The sequence below is a fragment of the Proteus hauseri genome, assembly GCF_004116975.1.
Classification (GTDB): domain Bacteria; phylum Pseudomonadota; class Gammaproteobacteria; order Enterobacterales; family Enterobacteriaceae; genus Proteus; species Proteus hauseri.
The window spans coordinates 3,065,077-3,085,084 of the sequence record NZ_CP026364.1 but is presented as its reverse complement, the minus strand read 5'-3'; the positions used below and the strand labels follow the sequence as shown (position 1 = coordinate 3,085,084).

22 protein-coding genes are annotated in these 20,008 nt (G+C 28.8%); 7 read left to right on the top strand and 15 right to left on the bottom strand.

Annotation, left to right across the window (positions count from 1 at the left end; translation table 11 throughout):
* Window positions 1–128 precede the first annotated feature (128 nt).
* The 4 genes from PH4a_RS14040 (at window position 129) to PH4a_RS14025 (ending at window position 4,909) form a co-directional block, all read left to right on the top strand.
* Complete coding sequence (locus PH4a_RS14040) at window positions 129–521, top strand: DUF2628 domain-containing protein (protein ID WP_064719672.1); 393 nt, start codon at window positions 129–131, stop codon at window positions 519–521.
* Between the two features lie 356 nt (window positions 522–877).
* Window positions 878–1,426: a class IV adenylate cyclase gene (locus PH4a_RS14035; RefSeq protein ID WP_129040581.1), complete on the top strand. Its 549-nt coding sequence runs from the start codon at window positions 878–880 to the stop codon at window positions 1,424–1,426.
* Window positions 1,427–1,956: 530 nt separating this feature from the next.
* Window positions 1,957–2,556 carry an NADH:ubiquinone reductase (Na(+)-transporting) subunit E gene (gene nqrE / locus PH4a_RS14030; RefSeq protein WP_129040579.1) on the top strand — a complete coding sequence of 200 codons (600 nt, stop codon included), beginning with the start codon at window positions 1,957–1,959 and terminating at the stop codon, window positions 2,554–2,556.
* Window positions 2,557–3,310: 754 nt separating this feature from the next.
* A complete protein-coding gene (locus tag PH4a_RS14025) occupies window positions 3,311–4,909 on the top strand; it encodes a methyl-accepting chemotaxis protein (RefSeq protein WP_129040577.1) in 1,599 nt (532 codons plus the stop codon).
* A 132-nt stretch (window positions 4,910–5,041) separates the two neighbouring features.
* On the opposite strand, the gene PH4a_RS14020 is transcribed toward PH4a_RS14025, so the two are convergent.
* Complete coding sequence (locus PH4a_RS14020; RefSeq protein WP_129040575.1) at window positions 5,042–5,779, bottom strand: phosphatase; 738 nt, start codon at window positions 5,777–5,779, stop codon at window positions 5,042–5,044.
* A 257-nt stretch (window positions 5,780–6,036) separates the two neighbouring features.
* On the opposite strand from PH4a_RS14020, the gene PH4a_RS14015 reads away from it, so the two are divergent.
* Window positions 6,037–6,468 carry a type II toxin-antitoxin system HicB family antitoxin gene (locus PH4a_RS14015; protein ID WP_129040573.1) on the top strand — a complete coding sequence of 144 codons (432 nt, stop codon included), beginning with the start codon at window positions 6,037–6,039 and terminating at the stop codon, window positions 6,466–6,468.
* A 113-nt stretch (window positions 6,469–6,581) separates the two neighbouring features.
* Here the strand turns inward: PH4a_RS14015 and PH4a_RS14010 are convergent, their stop codons facing one another.
* The 6 genes from PH4a_RS14010 to PH4a_RS13985 all read right to left on the bottom strand — a co-directional run bounded on the left by PH4a_RS14010 (window position 6,582) and on the right by PH4a_RS13985 (window position 10,694).
* A complete protein-coding gene (locus tag PH4a_RS14010; protein WP_129040570.1) occupies window positions 6,582–7,445 on the bottom strand; it encodes a lipase family alpha/beta hydrolase in 864 nt (287 codons plus the stop codon).
* Window positions 7,446–7,634: 189 nt separating this feature from the next.
* Entirely contained in the window at window positions 7,635–7,985 is a 351-nt protein-coding gene (locus tag PH4a_RS14005) for an antiterminator Q family protein (RefSeq protein ID WP_129040568.1), read from the bottom strand.
* Window positions 7,986–8,311: 326 nt separating this feature from the next.
* Window positions 8,312–9,088, bottom strand: coding sequence for a type I methionyl aminopeptidase (map, locus tag PH4a_RS14000; RefSeq protein WP_064719664.1), 777 nt, complete (start codon window positions 9,086–9,088; stop codon window positions 8,312–8,314).
* A gap of 12 nt (window positions 9,089–9,100) precedes the next feature.
* On the bottom strand, window positions 9,101–9,298 hold the full coding sequence (locus tag PH4a_RS13995) for a ParD-like family protein (protein WP_129041927.1): 198 nt from the start codon (window positions 9,296–9,298) through the stop codon (window positions 9,101–9,103).
* Window positions 9,299–9,483: 185 nt separating this feature from the next.
* Window positions 9,484–10,002, bottom strand: a complete 519-nt coding sequence (locus tag PH4a_RS13990) for a GNAT family N-acetyltransferase (RefSeq protein WP_129040566.1) — start codon at window positions 10,000–10,002, stop codon at window positions 9,484–9,486.
* Window positions 10,003–10,073: 71 nt separating this feature from the next.
* On the bottom strand, window positions 10,074–10,694 hold the full coding sequence (locus tag PH4a_RS13985) for a class I SAM-dependent methyltransferase (protein ID WP_129040564.1): 621 nt from the start codon (window positions 10,692–10,694) through the stop codon (window positions 10,074–10,076).
* Window positions 10,695–10,979: 285 nt separating this feature from the next.
* Here PH4a_RS13985 and PH4a_RS13980 point away from each other — a divergent pair, with 285 nt between their 5' ends.
* Window positions 10,980–11,735: a hypothetical protein gene (locus tag PH4a_RS13980; RefSeq protein ID WP_129040562.1), complete on the top strand. Its 756-nt coding sequence runs from the start codon at window positions 10,980–10,982 to the stop codon at window positions 11,733–11,735.
* A 196-nt stretch (window positions 11,736–11,931) separates the two neighbouring features.
* Window positions 11,932–12,141 (top strand): AAA family ATPase, encoded by a 210-nt coding sequence (locus tag PH4a_RS18335; protein WP_244212888.1) that lies wholly within the window; start codon window positions 11,932–11,934, stop codon window positions 12,139–12,141.
* A gap of 781 nt (window positions 12,142–12,922) precedes the next feature.
* On the opposite strand, the gene PH4a_RS13970 is transcribed toward PH4a_RS18335, so the two are convergent.
* The 8 genes from PH4a_RS13970 to PH4a_RS13940 all read right to left on the bottom strand — a co-directional run bounded on the left by PH4a_RS13970 (window position 12,923) and on the right by PH4a_RS13940 (window position 19,900).
* On the bottom strand, window positions 12,923–13,435 hold the full coding sequence (locus PH4a_RS13970) for a dihydrofolate reductase family protein (RefSeq protein WP_129040560.1): 513 nt from the start codon (window positions 13,433–13,435) through the stop codon (window positions 12,923–12,925).
* 345 nt (window positions 13,436–13,780) lie between these two features.
* A complete protein-coding gene (locus PH4a_RS13965; RefSeq protein WP_129041926.1) occupies window positions 13,781–14,002 on the bottom strand; it encodes a DUF465 domain-containing protein in 222 nt (73 codons plus the stop codon).
* 157 nt (window positions 14,003–14,159) lie between these two features.
* Window positions 14,160–14,504 (bottom strand): immunity protein Imm33 domain-containing protein, encoded by a 345-nt coding sequence (locus PH4a_RS13960; RefSeq protein ID WP_129040558.1) that lies wholly within the window; start codon window positions 14,502–14,504, stop codon window positions 14,160–14,162.
* A gap of 1,231 nt (window positions 14,505–15,735) precedes the next feature.
* On the bottom strand, window positions 15,736–15,876 hold the full coding sequence (gene ymcF, locus PH4a_RS18330; RefSeq protein WP_244212972.1) for a cold shock small protein YmcF: 141 nt from the start codon (window positions 15,874–15,876) through the stop codon (window positions 15,736–15,738).
* Between the two features lie 7 nt (window positions 15,877–15,883).
* Window positions 15,884–16,096, bottom strand: a complete 213-nt coding sequence (cspE, locus tag PH4a_RS13955; protein WP_064719657.1) for a transcription antiterminator/RNA stability regulator CspE — start codon at window positions 16,094–16,096, stop codon at window positions 15,884–15,886.
* A 1,197-nt stretch (window positions 16,097–17,293) separates the two neighbouring features.
* Entirely contained in the window at window positions 17,294–18,289 is a 996-nt protein-coding gene (locus tag PH4a_RS13950) for a YbgA family protein (RefSeq protein WP_129040556.1), read from the bottom strand.
* A 278-nt stretch (window positions 18,290–18,567) separates the two neighbouring features.
* Window positions 18,568–19,089 (bottom strand): YagU family protein, encoded by a 522-nt coding sequence (locus PH4a_RS13945; protein WP_129040554.1) that lies wholly within the window; start codon window positions 19,087–19,089, stop codon window positions 18,568–18,570.
* Window positions 19,090–19,495: 406 nt separating this feature from the next.
* Entirely contained in the window at window positions 19,496–19,900 is a 405-nt protein-coding gene (locus PH4a_RS13940; RefSeq protein WP_129040552.1) for a structural protein, read from the bottom strand.
* Between the last annotated feature and the right edge of the window lie 108 nt (window positions 19,901–20,008).

Sequence of the window (20,008 nt, the reverse complement as noted above, 5' to 3'; positions counted from 1 at the left end):
ATATATTATACTAAAGCCTATATTAATAACTTCTTAAGAAATTTATATTGTTTGCTATGTGAATTTATGTAAAAATACTTTTCTTTACATTTAAACAAGAACTTTTTATATATTTAAAAGGAATTATCATGAATAAAGAATATTCTGCAAAATGGGAAGAGCGTTTTGCGTTTATCGAACAATATGGTTCGCCTAAATCACCTGAATACAAAGCTGCTTATAAAGGATTAGCCTTTGGCAAACGTATTCTTATTGGGATGAACATCTGGGCATTCTTCTTTGGTTTTATTTATTTCCTAATCCTCGGTTTATGGCGTAAAGCATTGACTTTATTAGCAGTAAACATTGCTATTATTATTGTTATTAGCATTATTGTTGATGCATTATCTATCAATCCTTCATTTATGAATGCAGTCAGTATTGCATTAAACTTCTTGTGGGCAGCAACCGCTAACTATGCTTACTACTTGAAAGAAAAGAAAAATGATCAAGGTTGGAATCCATTTGCTGGCATTTTCTGATTTCAAATAAAAAGGGGCTAAGCCCCTTTTTATTTATCTAAATTTCTCACATCAAATGTGAGTATTTACTTTAATTAATAATACTTTCTTATCTATTTTAATAAAACCATTCAAAAAATAAGTAGCAGCACCTAATCTCGAATATACTCCACATTCTCTTTATTCTTATTTATTATAAACAAGAAAATTAGAAACTAATTTTTACACTTTAGTTTCTATTTAAAGTTATAACTTATCTTTCAATGAAATATGTGATTAAATTAAAGAATTATTATTTATTTTTCTATTTAGATACTTTAGTATTTACTCTATTTATTAATTATATACTCACTTTACTTTTAAAAAGGAAACATTAAATGTCTGAACATTTCCAAGGTAAATTTGAAGCTGAACTAAAATATCACCTAAAAAATCCACTTCAATTTGCTACAGCACTAAAAAATGCTGGTGCAACTGTGTTTACCCAAGATAATCAAGAAACAGACTGGTATATGGAACATCATAGAATTGCTTCCTCCGCTTCTACAATAAGCTTATGTGTACGAAAAATGTCTCCATCAGGAATAAACCTACTTATTGTAAAAGGACCAGATTCATCACAATGTGAAGCCGTACGTATTGAGGATGCTGAAAAAACAGTTTCTATGTTTAAAACTCTCGGTTATTACTGTTATTTAAACTACACCAAATCAAGACAGATCTATTTTTTAAACGAGTTTCATCTCACCATCGATAAAATAGATGAACTGGGTTCTTATGCTGAGTTTGCTATTATGACTGATGATCAGACTAAACTCCCCTTCTATACTGCTCAACTACAGAAATTAGCAGCTAAATTTGGCTTTAATGAAACAATGCGAGAAAGTAAAAATTATAAAACACTTATGCTTGAGCTACACCAATAATCATAAAACTTACCAACAGGATTATTGTATAAAGAAGATCAATTTCTATCAACATTAAGAGAGTAGAAAGCATATTTATAAAAGTTTTTCTATCTATACGCACTTTTTAAAAGTGCTATAAAAACTCACTTTCTCAGTTAATTCCCTTATAACCCTATTTTTATTATAAAAGTAAATGGTTCTATTATTTTATAGCTTAATCATTTCACTTAATTGAAACTTGTCACGAAATTAAAAGCCGCCATTTAGATTAAAACCGATTAAATATATTAACATAACCTAACTATTTGTATTTCTTAATAAAATTAAAAGGCAAATTTAAATATTTCATTCTAAAAAATAATATGAGACAAAAGCTACATTTATATGAGCTAACTAAGATAATTCTTTAAATTTCTACTTATTGTTACTTTTCCTTATACTAAAAATGCCATTTACACCTAAAAGTAAAGATATTTTTTGAATACCTCTTATATTAACGTAATGTTTTTATTAGAATAAATAAAAAAAACATACTAATAGGAGGTTTTATGCTTGAAAATCACCTTAATATATTTATTAGGGCAACTTTTATTGAGAATATGGCACTTAGTTTTTTTCTAGGAATGTGTACTTTTCTTGCTGTATCTAAAGAAGTAAAAACCTCATTAAAACTAGGTTTGACCGTAACAGCATTACTTATTATTGCTACACCAATCAATAACTTAATTTATCATTTTATATTAAAGAAAGATGTCATTGTTGAAGGTATTGATCTTGGTTTTTTAAGATATATTACCTTTATTGGTGTTTTAGCTGCATTAGTTCAAATACTAGAAATGTTTTTAGATAAATTTATTCCTTCGCTTTACCATTCATTAGGAATTTTTTTACCTTTATTGACTATTCATTGTGCTATCTTTGGTGCCACCATATTTATGGTAGAACGGGATTATACGTTTACAGAGTCGATTACTTATGGTGCAGGCTGTGGTATTGGTTGGTTATTAGCTATTGTCGCTTTATCCGGCTTACGAGAAAGAATGAAGTATTCTGATATCCCTAGAGGGTTAAGAGGCCTAGGTATTACGTTTGTGACTGTTGGCTTAATGTCACTTGGATTCATGTCATTTTCTGGTATTTCTCTTTAAAAATAATTATTTTTTAGCTTTATTTCAATAATATTTTTCTAGTCAGAAATAAAATCTGTTATCTCTACGAATAATAAATGCAAAAATAAACGGAAGATTTATCTCTTCCGTTTTAAATTTTGCTTAATGCTAACTTCACTAATATTGATTTAAACACCATATAATCCAATATTGTAATTTTCACCAATCACAGTAGTTATCTATCTACAATAAATTTAAAATAATCTAACTTTTCAAATAAAAACAAATTAATATACTACACTCTAATTTATTTATACTTTTTAATTTCACATCACAATACTCCCTCACCATAAAAAGCTGATTTATTTTTATAAAAACATTTATTTACATAATAATAATAACAATTAAACAATTTACTTTTTATTTATCAATACGTTAATTTACCTTGAAATTTAATATTATTTTTTAACGTTTAATTAAATTCAATCAATAGACAAAGAAAAATAAAATCATTTTAAATCAATTACTTATTTCAATATTTAATCTATTCATAAATTTAATCAATATGAACAAGAAATAACCATAAAGAATATTTATAAAATGCCGATACTATTTTTAGTATTTAACTATTTTCAAAAGGATCTGTGGCGTTAAATCAAAGAACGGAGCAAAAAATTGCACTAATTCATTTCTCTTTTCTTTGCTTCACCCCTTATTACAGGAAGTAAAAATAAAACTCAAAAATCAATAAATTACACAGTTATATTTTTATCATAAAAGGAAATAACTATTTATGTTTAAGATCTTCAAACAACGTTATTTGCCAAGCATTTCTCTGAATGTATCTAGTTTAAAAACAACAACCTTAGTTTGGCTAATAACAGGTTCTCTTATTTTATTATTCTCTTTAGCTTGCTTATTATTCCTTTCGTCAGTAAATGATTACAAAAGAAATTTAAACAAACTAAATAGTATCTATGACGAACAATCTATTTTAAACAACACATGGGAAAGTTTACTTCAAACACGCAATACTTTAAATAGAGCCAGCTCTCGTCACTTATTAATTATTAACAAAATGGCTACAGCAAACACCGATATTTCATCACTTTTTCAACAAACAAAAGAGAAACTGGTCCAAGTAGAAAATAATTGGAATATATTTAAAAATAAGCAACACCAAGTAGAAAATGAAGAATACTTGACACAATTAGAAAATAAGTATGTTGAACTTCATACGGCTTTAATTGAATTTCTCGGTTTCTTAGAACAAGGAAAGACATATGAATACCTAAATCAGCCAACTCAAACATATCAAGATAATTTTGAAAAAGAATATAATGCTTATCATCAACAATTACAGAACCATTACACAACAGCCTTAAATGAAGGCGAGTTACTCTATGATAAGATTATTTATAGCCTTATCGTTATTTCAGTTCTGATTATAATTTTTTCATTTTTAGTACAAATTACCTTGAGAAAATACTTTATTTCTCCACTAAATAAAATTATGCATAGCATAGAAGACATTAGTAATGGAGAATTAACCTCATCTCTGACAACTAAAGGACTTTTTGAAATTAATAATCTCACTTTTCATATTGAAAAAATGAAAGAGCAAATAAAAAAAATAATCAATAATATCAACCAGAGTGCTAATAGCATAAATTCAGAATTAAATGATATTACAGTAATGAACAATAATCTTGCTATTCGTGTAGAACAGCAATCAGCCGCGGTATTAGAAACCTCAGCGGGAATAAGACAATTAAGTGTGACCGCTAAACAACATTCAGAAAATACACATACTTCTTGCGAATTAGTAATGAAGGCTGATTCCATGATCAACCAAAGTAATGAGATGCTTGCAAATGTGGTTGAGAATATGAATGAAGTTGTCACCTTTTCAGAGCAAATCAATGATATAACAACAACTATTGATAATATCGCCTTTCAAACAAACTTATTAGCGCTAAATGCTGCTGTTGAAGCAGCTAGAGTGGGAGAATATGGCAGAGGCTTTGCTGTTGTAGCTAAAGAAGTAAGAGAGCTATCGAACAGCTGTAATTTGGCTTCAAAAGAAATAAAAACATTAGTAGCCAATTCTAGCAAAAAAATTAATCAATGTTTTCAGCTTGCTGCAGATGCAAACGATAACATGGTCGATATATCAAAACACACAGCGAATGTTAATGAAATGATTCATGATATATCAATATCAACCGATGAACAAAGTAATGGCATAGCGCAAATAGAAGATGCTATTAATCAGCTAGACCAAACAACACAAGCTAACTCCGTAATGACAAGAGATTTGGTTAATTCATTGGACTTACTTCAAACACAATCCAATAGATTAAAAAACGAACTCACTATATTTCATCAATGATAATAAACTAAACACAATCTGATTTATTTTAAACTCACTCTTCTTTACTGTTATGGATTAAAGTAAGAATTGAAATAAATAAGAAGCTATCATTATAATTTGATAGCTTTTTATTTTAAAAATGAGTGATGATTAAAAATCTTTAAATTCGGGGATCTCTTTTTTACCGTGAGATTGCAAAAAGTCGAGAACTTTTCTAGGTGTTGTATTTAATATACTCTCTTCTGGAAAATCAATTTGCGCTAATATATTTAATACTTGATCAAAATTACCCAGTGATGATGCAATATGAGAATCTGAACCAAGCGCTATTAATCCGCCTGCATCACGTACCGCTTTTGCAATTTCAATACAATTTTTTTCACTGCCAACTCGCGAATGTATAAATGATGAGTTATTCATTTCTAATGCAACATTGCTAGATGCAGCTGCTTTTGCCACTTCCATAATATCTATAGGATATTTAGGATTTCCAGGGTGGGTTATCATCTGAACAGCGCCACTAGTTATAGTTGCAATTAACGCTTTGGTGTTATCAACCAATCCTAAAGATGCCATAACAGGATCATGGAAACCGGCTAAAACAATATCCAGTTTTTTACTCATTTTCTCACTGCAATCTATTTCACCTTTAACATTTTTAATGTTCGCTTCTATCCCATATAAAATACCAACACCATCGATAATTCTTGGGATCACTGGTAAATTAGAAAAATGCCATTCGTGAGGAGCATCAGCCATATCAGGGCCATGATCAGTAATAGCAAATAGCTTTATTCCCTTCTTTTTAGCTTGTTGGAAATATTCATTCACCGTACTATAAGCATGTGTGCTAGCAATGGTATGCGCATGTAAATCAACTGGATACATAATAACCCCTTTCTAAAAAACTTAATAATAACTTATAAGATAGCCTTTTTCTTAACCAGATAACACTTGTTTAAAATTATTACAGCCGTTATTTGTTCTTTTTTACCTAATACTTAAATTACATTGATAATCAAACAATGGGATAAAATAGAGAAGTAAGGATAAAACTGTCAAAGTATGCTTTAATCATAAACATAATATTTATCATCAATAAGATAATTTATGCTCAATAACTATTCAAAAACAAAAGGCGACTTATGTTTAAATATCCAGCAGTAGCAAGTTTTGATGAAGAAAGTGAAACTTATGAAATTACCTATCGTGATTTTGAGAATATACACGCGGTGGCCTATACAAAAGACGATGTCGAACTTGAAGCTTCGGATATTTTGCATGTTGGTCTTGAAGAGTTTATTTCTGCAAAAATGCCCATACCTGAACCATCAAAAGCTGAGCCTGGTGATTTTATTGTTTACTTACCACTTTTAAGCTGTTTAAAAATTGCACTACACAATGCCATTTTAGAAACTAATACAAAAAAATCAGATTTAGCAAGAAAAATGAATTTAACAAGTGCTCAAATTGAACGCTTAATTGATATTAACCAAACGTCAAAAGCAGATAGTTTAGAACAAGCACTTTATTTACTCGGCTATGGTATTTCTTTATCTGTTAATAAAGAAAAATAATATTTTTAAGTACTTTTATGCTAATAATTAAAAGTAGCTCTAATAAATATTAAAGCTACTTATTTTATTTCTTGATCTCACTTTTATAGTAATAAAAATTAATTTTATTAAGGCTAAAGTTTTTTATTAGCTAAGAATTTTGCATGATTAGTATAAATTGCAATAATATCTTCTTTTCGTCCAACTAAACCAGCAACTTGATTCACCATATCAAGATGATCCTCAGGATAATCATCTTTAATCAATTTACCTAATCGCATACTTTTACGACTAACTAAACCATCATTTTCTTTTTCAGTAAAAAAGGCACTAAGTACTCTCATTGGTGCATGAGTAAGATCCCGTAGATTATCTTTTTCATTTATAATTCTCCCCTGAATATAGCTACCAAATGAATAATAATGAACACCATTTACAACCTCCTGACCTTCCCCGCCCCATTTCTTAGGTAATCCTTGTGGATATTTTTTATTAAATTCACTGACACTTTCAGTGGTTAATGCTTCTAATGCCGCAATTGCATCTTGCGGATTTCCTTTATTACCTGAAAACACAGAAATAATAACGCCAATCGCTTTCATTACAGCATCTGCAATATATTCGGGAACACTGTCTTTTCTAACAATACGTCGCACCAAATCCGCAATTTCTGAGCCATGGTTTACACCATTCACCGAGGTTACAGAGGCTATTTTATTCGAATGCATAGCGGCGACATAGCGACAAGCTAACGGCCCTTGACTATGACCAATTAAATTCACTTTTTTTGCCTTAGTCTCTTTAAGAGTTTTTTGAACAAATTCCCAAAGTTGTTCTCCGCGAATTTCATTAGAATTAAATGCTGATAGTGATGCAGTAAATACTTGATACCCCTCTTTTTTCAATGCATCTGCGATACCATAAAAATAGGGATAACCGACAATATCATCAAAACCAGATAAGCCATGAACTAAAATAATAGGGTATTGTGTTGACATAATTTCCACTCCTTGGATTTAACATAAATTATTTATATTACTAAACTTCCTGTTAGTAACAACTAACAACAATTTATATCGAATGAAATTACAAAAAATAATAGATCTCTTTTTCATTCAATGTTTACTATTAGCAATGCTAGACTATCCTATAATTTAAGATCGTAAAGCATTATTTAAAATTTATTTTTAGTTAAATTTAATTTGACTCATAATTAACATACCTTCTACAACCCCTTCTGCTTTCTTAAGTTTTTTTCCAATATAGGTATCTGAACACTGATGAGCTTTTGCTAACTGAATAAATGTTTTACCGAAAATATAATAATTAATCAGTAACTCATAATCTTCTTTATTATTTTTCAATAAATTACTCATAATTTCAGTTACTAATAGAACTTGTTCTTCACTAGAATTAGCTCTCGACTTTATACGCTCAGGAATAATATATTTATATTTTTCAATATCACATTGAATTTTTTCATTATTACTTACCATCCAAGAACCCCATTGCTGCAGTATTTTTGATACCTTTTCCATTTTACATCCTTGTTTTTTAATTTATTAAAAATAAATTACATCCTAGTAATTAAGGTAATACATTTATTTAGCACTAGATAAATAGTATAGTCATAACAACTATACTAATATTTACATTTATTACAATAGTATATATTTTTAAGTTATATCTACAGGTTAAAAATATGAGGATAAATAAAGAAATAAAAATAAGTAGAAAAATAGAAGAGTAGTAAATGAATCAAAGAGATAAAAAATAATACTTCCAGCCATTTAAACTAAAAAAATATTTTTCAGTCTTAAACTTTTATTAACTAAATAGCTGGAAATGACTTATATATAATACATTACTGTAGCGTTTCATTAGGACGTAAAGTTAAAACTTCATATCCAGTCGAAGTAACTAAAATTGTATGTTCTGATTGTGCTGACAATTTTTTATCTCTTGTAACGACTGTCCAGCCATCTTTTTTAGTTTTAATTTTTGAGCCCCCTTGGTTAATCATCGGCTCAATAGTAAAAGTCATTCCTTCTTTTAATACTACGCCCTGCCCACGAATACCATAATGTAATACTTGTGGAGCCTCGTGCATTTCTCGTCCAATACCATGACCACAATATTCTCTTACAACACTATATCCATGACTTTGTGCAAAACTTTGAATCGCATGCCCAATATCCCCCAATGTAGCGCCTGGCTTAACTTGCTTAATACCTTCCCACATTGCCTGATAAGTTGTTTTTACTAGCTTACGAGCGATAGGCGATGCCTCTGGCATAATATACATTTTGCTTGAGTCGGCAATAAAACCATTTTTTTCCAACGTTATATCAACATTAATAATATCTTTATTCTTTAAACGCTCATCTGCTTTAGGAACACCGTGGCAAACGACTTCATTAATAGAAGTATTTAACACATATTCATAGCCATATTGCCCTTTACTTGCCGGCCTAGAACCCAGTTCATTAATAATGAAATCTTCAACTTTATCATTAATTTCTAACGTCGAAATACCCGGCATAATAAAGTCATCAAGCATAATAAAAACTTGGGCCAGTAATCGACCAGATTCTCGCATTAATTCAATTTCATCATTATTTTTGATGGTAATCTTATCCATTATTTTCCCTTTCTATCTTTGTTCTTGTTTTGTCACTTCTTTTTCTAACATTTCATTAATGATCATTGGAAATGTTTTCTCTGGATTCAATTCTGCTTGGATGCCAATTTTTATCCAAAATTCAGCCTGTGCATTAACAGAGCGTGACATAACATTACTTGTTTTACGTAAATATTCATGTAATTCATCAGAGATTTTTACAATACCCACCATAACCTCTATATACAAATCGTAACGAAACATATATCTAATATAATAAAGTTAAATGATCTTACTTTCAATTCCTATTCAACACTCAACTATCTGCAATAATTTAAGCTATATCTTAGTACCGCAGTTTAGACGTTCAAATAAATAGCAAAAAGTAACACAAAAAAACTATAATTAGTTGATTATTATCTTAAAAGCTCATAATTATGATCATCATAAAGTACATTATTAATTGAGTAATTTTCTTTAGTAATATCTTTAAAAGTAAAGCCACTTTTCTTTAAAACTTGCTCAGAGGCTAAATTTCCCGCAGTAACCACAGCAATAAATCGTGTAATTAACTTAAATCTTTCATCCACTAACATGCTCATTAGCGCTTTTGTTGCCAATCCTTGCCCCGCATATTGTGGTTCTATAATAAACCCGACCTCTGCAGTTATACCTTGTTCTTCAGCTTGAGACTCAACTATCTTAAGTCCGATTAATCCCATTTGGGATTTTTTTTCATTACGAATTACCATACAAAGCCAATGAGTGGAATGGATATTCCATATTGGCAGGCGCGATTCAAATGCCTCTTTAATTTGTTCTTCAGTCATTACTCCAGAAATATATTTCATTACATTCTGTGAAATATATAAATTATGAAAAAATAGCCAGTCATTAGCTGTTATATGCTCAAAAGTAAAATTTTTCTTTTTCACCTTATCTCCAACCTATTTATCTTTATGTGGATTTATGTTTTTTAATAGTAAATATCTTATGCTTTCGTTTATTATTTTTTTATTTGAATAGCAAACTGAATGACATGACATTTTCCAGTATGAAATTCACCTTCATGACGTTCAACTTCACCAACGAAGAAATGATAAAAACTGTCTTTACCAAAGTTATTTAAAAAATCATAAATATCATACAACATATCAAAAGAACGAGGGCCACCAGTGCTATAATTTAACTGTTCTTTAGAATAAACCTCACCAATAAACCACCCTCCATTTTTTAATGATCCTCTTATTCCTAATAATGTTTTCTGCCTTAATTCCGATGGAAAATGACCAAAAACACAGAAAATATTTTGGAAAGTACTCTCTTGCCACATAACATCATTTAAATCTAAGCATTGGGTTAATATCTTGATATTTTCTTTTTGTGCTCTATCTTTTGCCTTTTGCAAACCAACAGAAGAGTAATCCCACAGTTCTATTGAAAAGGGCTGATTTTCTCGATTTGCTTTGTGTGCGAGAAATAGTGCATTACGCCCTTCTCCTTCAGCAATCGCTAATGAATGGCCTTTAAATTCTATTTTTTCAGCAATAAATTGAATAAAAACATTGGGTTCATATCCATAAACAAATTCATATTCTTGATATCTATTATTCCAATTCTCGCTCATGCATAACCTCATCATAAAGAAAATAAAAATTATATGAAATAACGAAGCACCAATTATTTTCAATCGACACTTTTTAGTATTGCTATACTTACTCTTTCCGACAAAAAAACTGACTTAAATTAAATTTATTCTTAATTTTATTTTTAAGATTAAGATGAACATATCCTCAGAATAAACTGAAAGACAATTGAATTAATAATCGTTAACTTAATACCTAGTTTATATCCGAGTTTTATCTCATCACCTGTCTTTTGAGCTAATAAAATTAACAATTAAGGAAAATCAATGAAGTTATTTAAAATTATAGCCTCGTTCTCATTGATGAGCGTGCTTATTTCCACATCAGGTTGTACAACGATTGAAAAAAAATATCCAGTAAGTACTGATATATCATCAGAACAAACAACAAATAAAGCACTTTCAACCAAGTGGGGTGAAAGTATTCAATCTGAAGTACAAAAAGTAGATGCAATTCGTTTATCCCAACAACCTTATGAAATAGCAGCTATTCATTATCAAAGTGGAAAATCATCAAATAACTCACAAAAAATAAAATGGGCTAACTTAGATCCTATTAATTTGAGCATTCTGGCTGAAGACAAAAAAATAATACCTTTATATCAGATTAAAAATAACCAATACACTTTATATGGAAAAGAAAATGAACGGTATATTATTTACTTAAATAATATTAACAAGCAGAAAAGCTATGAAGTTGTTGTTACAGTTGATGGTTTAGATGTAATCAGTGGTAAATCAGCTTCTTATCAAAATAGAGGTTATTTATTAAGACCTGGAGACGATCTATTTATTGAAGGCTTTAGAAAAAATGAGCAACAAGTAGCTGTCTTTCGCTTTGGACTGGCAGATGAAGGCTATGTAAACTTTAATACTGAAGGTGATAAAAAAAATATTGGCATAATATATGTTTCTGTTTTTGAAGTAAAAGAAAGCACTACTGAAGAAATACAAAAATGTATCTATAGCCAAAAACGTTTTCTTGATGATAATAGCTATGCACCCGAACCTTGCATTCCATAATACTAGCAGCTGATTTTCCCAATATAAATAGCATAGTAATAAGTATTAACATGCTATTTGTATTGGTTCTTCATATAGATTATTAATTTTATTAATGATATTCTTATAGCTCTTCCTTAATTAGATACTCTTAATACTTTTCCTACATACTCATATTTATTATCCTGTTCCTTTTAAATTAACTCACCTAAGAATAATGGATCACTATACTAAAAAACAACATCATATAATTTTAACTAGTGGACCTGGTTCAGGGAAAAGCTCACTAATTAATGAATTAAAAAATAGAAATTATTCTTGCTTTATCGAAGCGGGTCGAGCAATTATTCAAGATCAATGTCATATCGTAGGAAATACATTACCTTGGGTTGCCCCGAATACATTTGCTGAATTAATACTAAATTAGAAACTTTATTCATGACATGAGGCCATATCAACACCAGATTATCATTTTATGATTATGGTATACCTGATATTTCGGGTTATCTACAATTATGTTATTTTCCTATTTTTAAACACCTTGATAAAGCAATCAGTATATTTAGATACTCAATTACTGTATTTATTACACCCCCTTAGCATGTTATATATAAGCAAGATAAAAAAATAATATTTTTATTAATCATAAAAAGATATATTATCTAATAGTAGATATATATAAAATATAATTATAGCTTAATTAAAATACTTAATAAAAATATAGAAGGAAGAGTTAATTTAATTATTAACAAGCTTAATTAAAATTATTGCTGATTTTATCTATATTACTGACTATTAAAAATAGCTATAAAAATAGAATAAAAAATGAAACATAAATAAATGCCAGTAAGAAACAAGAAAAATAATTATTTCATAAAAACACTCTAACAACAAAAGAATTAATATTGTTTTGTTAAAAAAAGTCAAATAAATTTCAAAACAAAAACGTTATAAATAGTGATGTGGTAAAAAACATAAGCAATACCCATCACTTAAAATTTAATTTTTGGATTTAATATATATAAGCGATACGTTTTTATACGTTTTTATATAGCAATTTTATTTAATATTGAAAAATAGCTCCATAAAATTTATCATATAAAAACAACCATTATAATAACATGGTTATTTTTATATATATTTCTAAATATAAAGGCTATATTTTTCAAATTTACTTTTAAATATTAAATTATCTTTTTTCTATAAAATTATTTAACAAGAGAATTTAAGTATACTTCTGTTTTACAATGACTAAATTCTATTTTATTAGTATTTGAAATAAATAATGGAATACCCTCTCCTAATACCACAGGTATTTTAGTTATTATAAGCTCGTCGACTTTATCTTCAGCGAAAAAGCCTTGAACAGTTTTTCCCACATCAATATAAATTCGCTTATAACCTAGTGTATTAAGAGTGTTTTTAATCTCTCCAGCAGTACCTGCCATCAGTGTCACATTAGCAGGTAAAGAAAGTGGTAATTCTTGCATCGTATTACTTAAAACAAATACGGGTTGTATATATGGCCACTCTATATCAAAACTAAGTATTGTTTCAAACGTTGTTCTTCCCATAACTATCGCATCAATATCGCTTAAAAATTCAGAAAAACCAAAATCTGAATTTTCAGGATTATCAATATTTATAAGCCAATCGATATTTCCTTGCTTATCCGCAATAAATCCATCTAAACTTGTTGCAATATATACGACTATGTCCATATTTTTTCCAAATAATTTTAGTATTCAATAAAATAATTTATTATTTAAAGTATTTTGTGAGGTAATGAGAAGAGAAAAATGAGAAAAATTAATTTTTTAAATTACTAATTTATTAATTATAAAATTAATATTGCTGCACTTATAAATATATTACACAAAAATATTATATAAATATATCTTTGATATATTTACAGTTCTATTGAGGTTTTTATAATTACAGCAGATATTATTTTAATTTTTATAATGCTAATCATTATGTTTAAATAGGTAAATATCTGATACAAAAAAGCCATCTAATTTTAAATGATGGCTTAACACCATTAAAAGTTTCATTTTAATCAATGGCTATTCATCTTCTGGTGGATTTTTAAGGACTTGATGAATTTCCTCTTTTAGTCGTAATTTTTGTTTTTTTAACTCGACAACTTCATTGCCATAACCACGTCTATCAGAATGTTCGAGCCTTACTATTTTGTGGTCGAGCTGATTATGCTTATCAAAAAGTGCACGAAAATCAGGATTTGTTTGGCGGAGTTTTGAAATTAAATCTCGGTATTCTGGAAACATAGGCATTTACCTTTCGTAATAAATTATAAATTACCAACCTTCTATTCAAGTTTCACCTAAACTCGTTAACATGTCATTTTTTTATGTCAAAAATAAGACGAATATCAATTAAAATTTTAGTCATTATATTTTATGCTATCTTTACATTTAGTTATTTTTATTTATCAAACCAAATATCTTCATAACCGTTTCTATCAATAATAAATTGACTTCCCGCTGGTAAGTAAAGATAGTTAACGACTTCTGGTAACTCATCATATAAATGTTTTGTGTGTATAACTTGATAAAAATCATCTGCTTTAGAATATTTGCCACAATAAAAAAACCAGCTTATATCTCCATTCTTTGGTAACTCAATACGAGTTCCATAAATAGGACTATCATTTAATGTATTCAATGCTATAGCCACTTTTTCTTCAGGCTCTAAAGGTGATACTCCATAATTTTTACATATTTCAATTTGCATATTATTTGGTTGTTTTTTATGAGTATTATATTGCATTATTATTTATCTTTAGTTTTTCTTGATAGTAAAACATTATAAATTAATTCGGTATGGTCTACAGATTAAATAATAGCTACTAATACAAACATTATTAGTCCTAAATTGATGTGCTAGTTATTTTTATAGCAAAATGCTAAATATATACCTTGAAATTTATTATTGTTTAAAAAGACAGCGTTTTTGGCCAGACAGGACAAAAATTTAGATTATTTACATTTCTTTGCTATAAAAAAGCATTTATTGTTAACTATATAAATGAAAATTAGCTACATTTATAGAGGTCTCTAATAGTTTTTTATACCCATCTATTTGAGCCGCTAAGCCCAATGCCGCCACATTGGGCTTTCTTATTTTTACTAATGATCTATTTTTCAATGACATTTTAAAGTTAACACATCTATTATTGATTGGTTTTTGGTTACGTATAATTTATTTGAAGATACTAATTTATTCTCTTTTACTATTAACACAATAAAAGATATCTCTCTCATTCCAGCGTTATATCCCATACCTATACATGCTGCTGCAATAACTTTTTGAACAAAATTTTCATTAGTTCATCATTTTTTACCTACGTCTAGTACCTTGGATCTATCCTTACCTGTATTGGTAAAATATATCGAGAATATATTATTCTAATATGAGGATCATACAATTCTATTCTTCAACATAACCACAATAATGATTTTTATTTTTTTCAAAAAAATTTATTATGAAAAATTCAGTCCAATCAGCGTTAATCATATTCTCTTTAACTATTTATTTACTTAAATAAGTATATTTTAAATTAAACTTCTAGTTGATGTACTATATGAGGTTGTAATAGTAATAATTGTTATCAAAATATTTTTTATTTTCTCTTTATTCATTTCAAATCATCTAAATAAAAAATAAATAATGGAATTAAGTACTTATTTTATCTCATAATGGATAGTTTAACTTTATAGGATTTTTTAATAAGGTTATTTATAATGATAACTCATCTAATAACAATAAATAAATTGAAGATAATATTAAATATATATTTTTTTTGTTTAGTAATAATTTGGTTATTTAATGCTATTTTTACTTAGAACAAATGATTTTCAAAACTGTTATCAATTATCAGTGACATAGCATTTAGATTTTTTAAATTATTATATACTTAAGCAGTATTAGAATTCACTTTATACTAGATAACAAAAAACCCCACTATTAGCGAGGTTTTATATATTCAACTATTTAATGCTTAACTTATTTGCGCTGTCATCACACTTTTGCAAAAAATACATTTTGCGCCATGTGGATTATTCACTGAAACATCAAATTGTGATGTTCTATATTGTGAACTGCTACAACAAGGACATTTAAAATAGAAATAAATAATTATGGTGTCTTTAGAGTGCTACCACATTACCAGCAGAAGGACCTTTCATTCCGTTCTCGATGGTAAATGAAACTTGTTGGCCTTCAGCTAAAGATTTGAAACTATCACTTTGGATTGCAGAGAAATGTACGAATACATCTTTGCTGCCATCTGCTGGAGTAATAAAACCAAAACCTTTACCATCATCGAACCATTTTACTGAACCTGTCATTGTATTAGACATAGGATTTCCTTTAATTTATTAGATTTGCCATAGGGCATATGCGGTTTGTTTTTTATTTTTACTTATGGGCATCAATTATAAGGAATTCGCAATGAAGAGGTATCGAGGATAGCGCTAAATGGTGAACAACTTTAAACTTACTAACATAAATAGGCCTGTACTTCCAAACCAGTAGCATTATTAAGCCATAGATAAATTCAGATAGCAAATATTATTTTGCAATGAATCTTTTTTATTCTTGCTATAGTTTGATCTGTATACTCACTTCATCAGCAATATCATACTCGTTCTATTCATTTTTCAGCCTTAGTTTTTATCTATTTTTCCACAAGTTCTGCGATTATCATTGATGATGGTATTAATAATAAAGCCACTTTTTTATTATTTTTAAAATAAAAAATAACAAAAAAAGCCTTATTTAACATGAAATATAAATTTATATCTAAATTTTAATAGCGTCTAGTGCCATATAAAAATAATAATTTATCTTCACTCTGATATCTATTATTGTGTAGTTAGTTCATCTACAAATATTCTGATGATTTAATAGCGCTATCAACAGGTGTACTATTATTTAATAATTAATGTCCACTACTTGCATTTATCCAATATTGCCTGAAGTAATATCATTGTTCTCCAGATATCATCCTGTGTATCTCCGTCCCACTCAGGTACCGTTGCAAGTTCAGATTTACACTCCTTCAATAGAATGTACGCATCAGCTATTTCATCTCTACCGCAATTATGAGCTATACGATATATCGACTCTTCAGATACATTACTGTAATAATTGTCAGCCCCACGTTCTCTTATAATAAGTCGTTGTAGTTTTCTCATAATTATGTTTCATTCTGTTTTTTATTAAGTTTCACGATCTTAAAAGATCTAATGAGAACATACAATATTAAACTCAACTAAAAAGAGATGATAGGATATTACACTTTCATCCTTATAAAAAATAAAATTTTTTATAAGATATCTTTATATCTCGAAAAATAATAAATTTTATATATCAATGGCTATTTCTTTTCATAACAGAAGCTATACCTCATATGATTTAGGTTAATTAATATTTCTTAGTGGTATAAAAAAATGAAAAAAGACCACCTAAGTGATCTTTGAAATAATTTGTTCAGAATAACCAAACATGCAAACTACTTTGCATGTTTAGAGAGTTATTTTTTGTAAACAAATTTATTATAAACCATAACGTAATCTCAATAATTGAGGATAAGGATGAAAATATTTCTGCTTATCCAAATAGCTGTCAGGATACTCTGATAAATAATGATTTATAAGAGTTAAAGGAGCCAATAGAGGTTGTATTCCTTGACGATATTCCAAAATTAAGTTACTTAGTGCCTGTCTTTGGTTCGATGTTAAGTAACGTTTAAAATATCCCTGAATGTGCATAAGAACATTAGTATGATTACGCCGTGTCGCTTGGTGCTGTAATAATTTCATAAATCTATTTCGATACTCATCAAAAAAGGATTCAAATGAATTCCAGTCTTTATTAGTAGCAACAAAACGACCTAAATCTCGATAAAGAGGTTGTGAATGCGCTAATAACAGCAGCTTATATCGAGTATGAAAATCTATTAACGCCCCCCGATTGAATGAATTTAATTTCAATTCATTTAACTCATTAAGTGCAAATACTCGTATAATAAAGTTCTCTCTTATATGAGGATCATTCAATCGACCATCCTCTTCTATTGGTAACCAAGGCATTATTTGTTTTATATTTTCGGTAAAAATACCAGTGCCTGATTTTCGATTACCATTTCCTACTGCATCATATACACGAACACGCTCTAACCCGCAACTTGGAGATTTTGCACAAACAATATACCCACACAACGACTTAAGTTTGTTTAAATACTCGACAGAATATTGATTCATTTTTTCTGTCAAATCCCCCTCACTTCCATTGCTAAACTTTAACCTAATATCTCCTGAATTCGATTTAACTAACCGTAATGCAGGCCTTGGGGTAGTTAAACCAATGGCTAATTCTGGGCAAGTTTGTTGATATTCGAAATAATGGGATAACTCATCGACAGCAAGATGAAAACGTTTATGGCCACCATCAAATCTAACACTACTACCTAATAAACACGCACTAATTCCTACAGATATTTTTTTAGCAGAAATATTATTTTTAATACTCACAGTATCTGAATTAATCATTCTTACGACCTCATATGAACGCACTCACACAACAAACTTTATATGGTCATCTTTAAATTCATCTTAGTAAGAATATGCTTACTTTACTACTTTTATAAAAAACTTAGAGCATAACTACATTAAAAATAAGAAAAATCACATTAGAAATTTAGATAAATAAAAAAAGATCACCTAAGCGATCTTTAAAATAAGTAACTAATATAGCTAAACCAGGGTTTTCTGCTTTATTCAAAACTTATAACAGATTAAGATTGAATATTCTTATTTAGTGTGTATATCTATTCAGCATCTTTTTCTTTGGTTAAACAATAACGTAAGTTTTGTCTAATGGCTTCAATAGACCAAATCCAAAATGCTGTCCCCACGAACTCGGAAATTAGCGCTTGATAACCAGCGATCCAAAGCCAACTAGATAATCCTAATAAAGGTACAACTAAACCATGAGCAAAAACAGAAACGCCTATACCAAAGCAAATACCATGCAATAATTTAACCTTTGGTAAATATTCGGCAATAACACAATATATTATTGCTATCACTATTGAAAATAATATATGAACACCATTCCCAGCCCAATTAATACTATATCCCATCCAATGATAGGTCATAGTATCTATATTTAAACCCAGTTTTTCGAGTAAAACTACAGGCGGAGGTGTTGTTTCAAGTGTTCTTGGCGGAATTAAATCTTCAAAACCAGATTTAACCAAAGCTGAAAAAATACCTGCTATAACACCAACATATATTGCGATGCTAATATGTCTAGAACTTTTTTTCGTCAACTTAAACAAATCTATCATTATATGCTCACACTCTATAAATTGAATTTTATAAGTATAGTATAAATAAAAATATCTGTTTATAATTTTAATTAAATATTATAGATTTCATCATAAACAATAGTTTTTGTTTTAAATATAAACATTTAGTAAGAGTGACATATCTTTTTTTATTTATTTTTATGAAAGTAAATATAGAGTAAACACTCTATGTTTACCATCTATTTCTAGCCGCATATCTATTCATTGGTTACTAATCCTCTTTAATTTCATCGATATAATATTTATATTTTATTACTCTAGATCTTAAATAAAAGTTAACGCTATTATTATTTAACTTGCACTACTTAATTTTATAGCCATAAATAATGGAAGATTATCAACTAAAGATGTTTAATAATTATTGGAAACTATGATGTAAAGTTATTTATAACAGAGCCCAAGCATCTTCAAATACCTTCTCTGAATACGGTTGATATCCTAGCTCCACACTAACAATTGCAGTTGCTAATGCAATAGCAACTGGTTTGGATGAAGTATTTATAGGCTCATTAATTCCTACGCCAAGATCTTTAGCAACACGGTTAATATAATCAACCGTATTATTTTCTTTTGGCGGTGCATATCGGTTGATAATCGACGCCACTGTATTAAGCTTGTATTTTTTTTGATATGTTTGCAGCAATTTGTAGATAGCACTAATACCATATTGAGGTGATATGAATTGGCAAAAGTCTTTATCTGTTTGCTGAGGCGATAACCCTTGCCATTGCGTACCATGACGGATATTGCCCGGATTGTTATTACGCTCACCTCTTGCTGGTCTAGTCATTTTACATTTCCACTTTATCTTTGATAATTTTGCTCAAGTCATCAACGCCAAAGTAACCCATAAAAATACTGGCAAGATAGACGAACTTATGATTAAGACTTAGTAAAG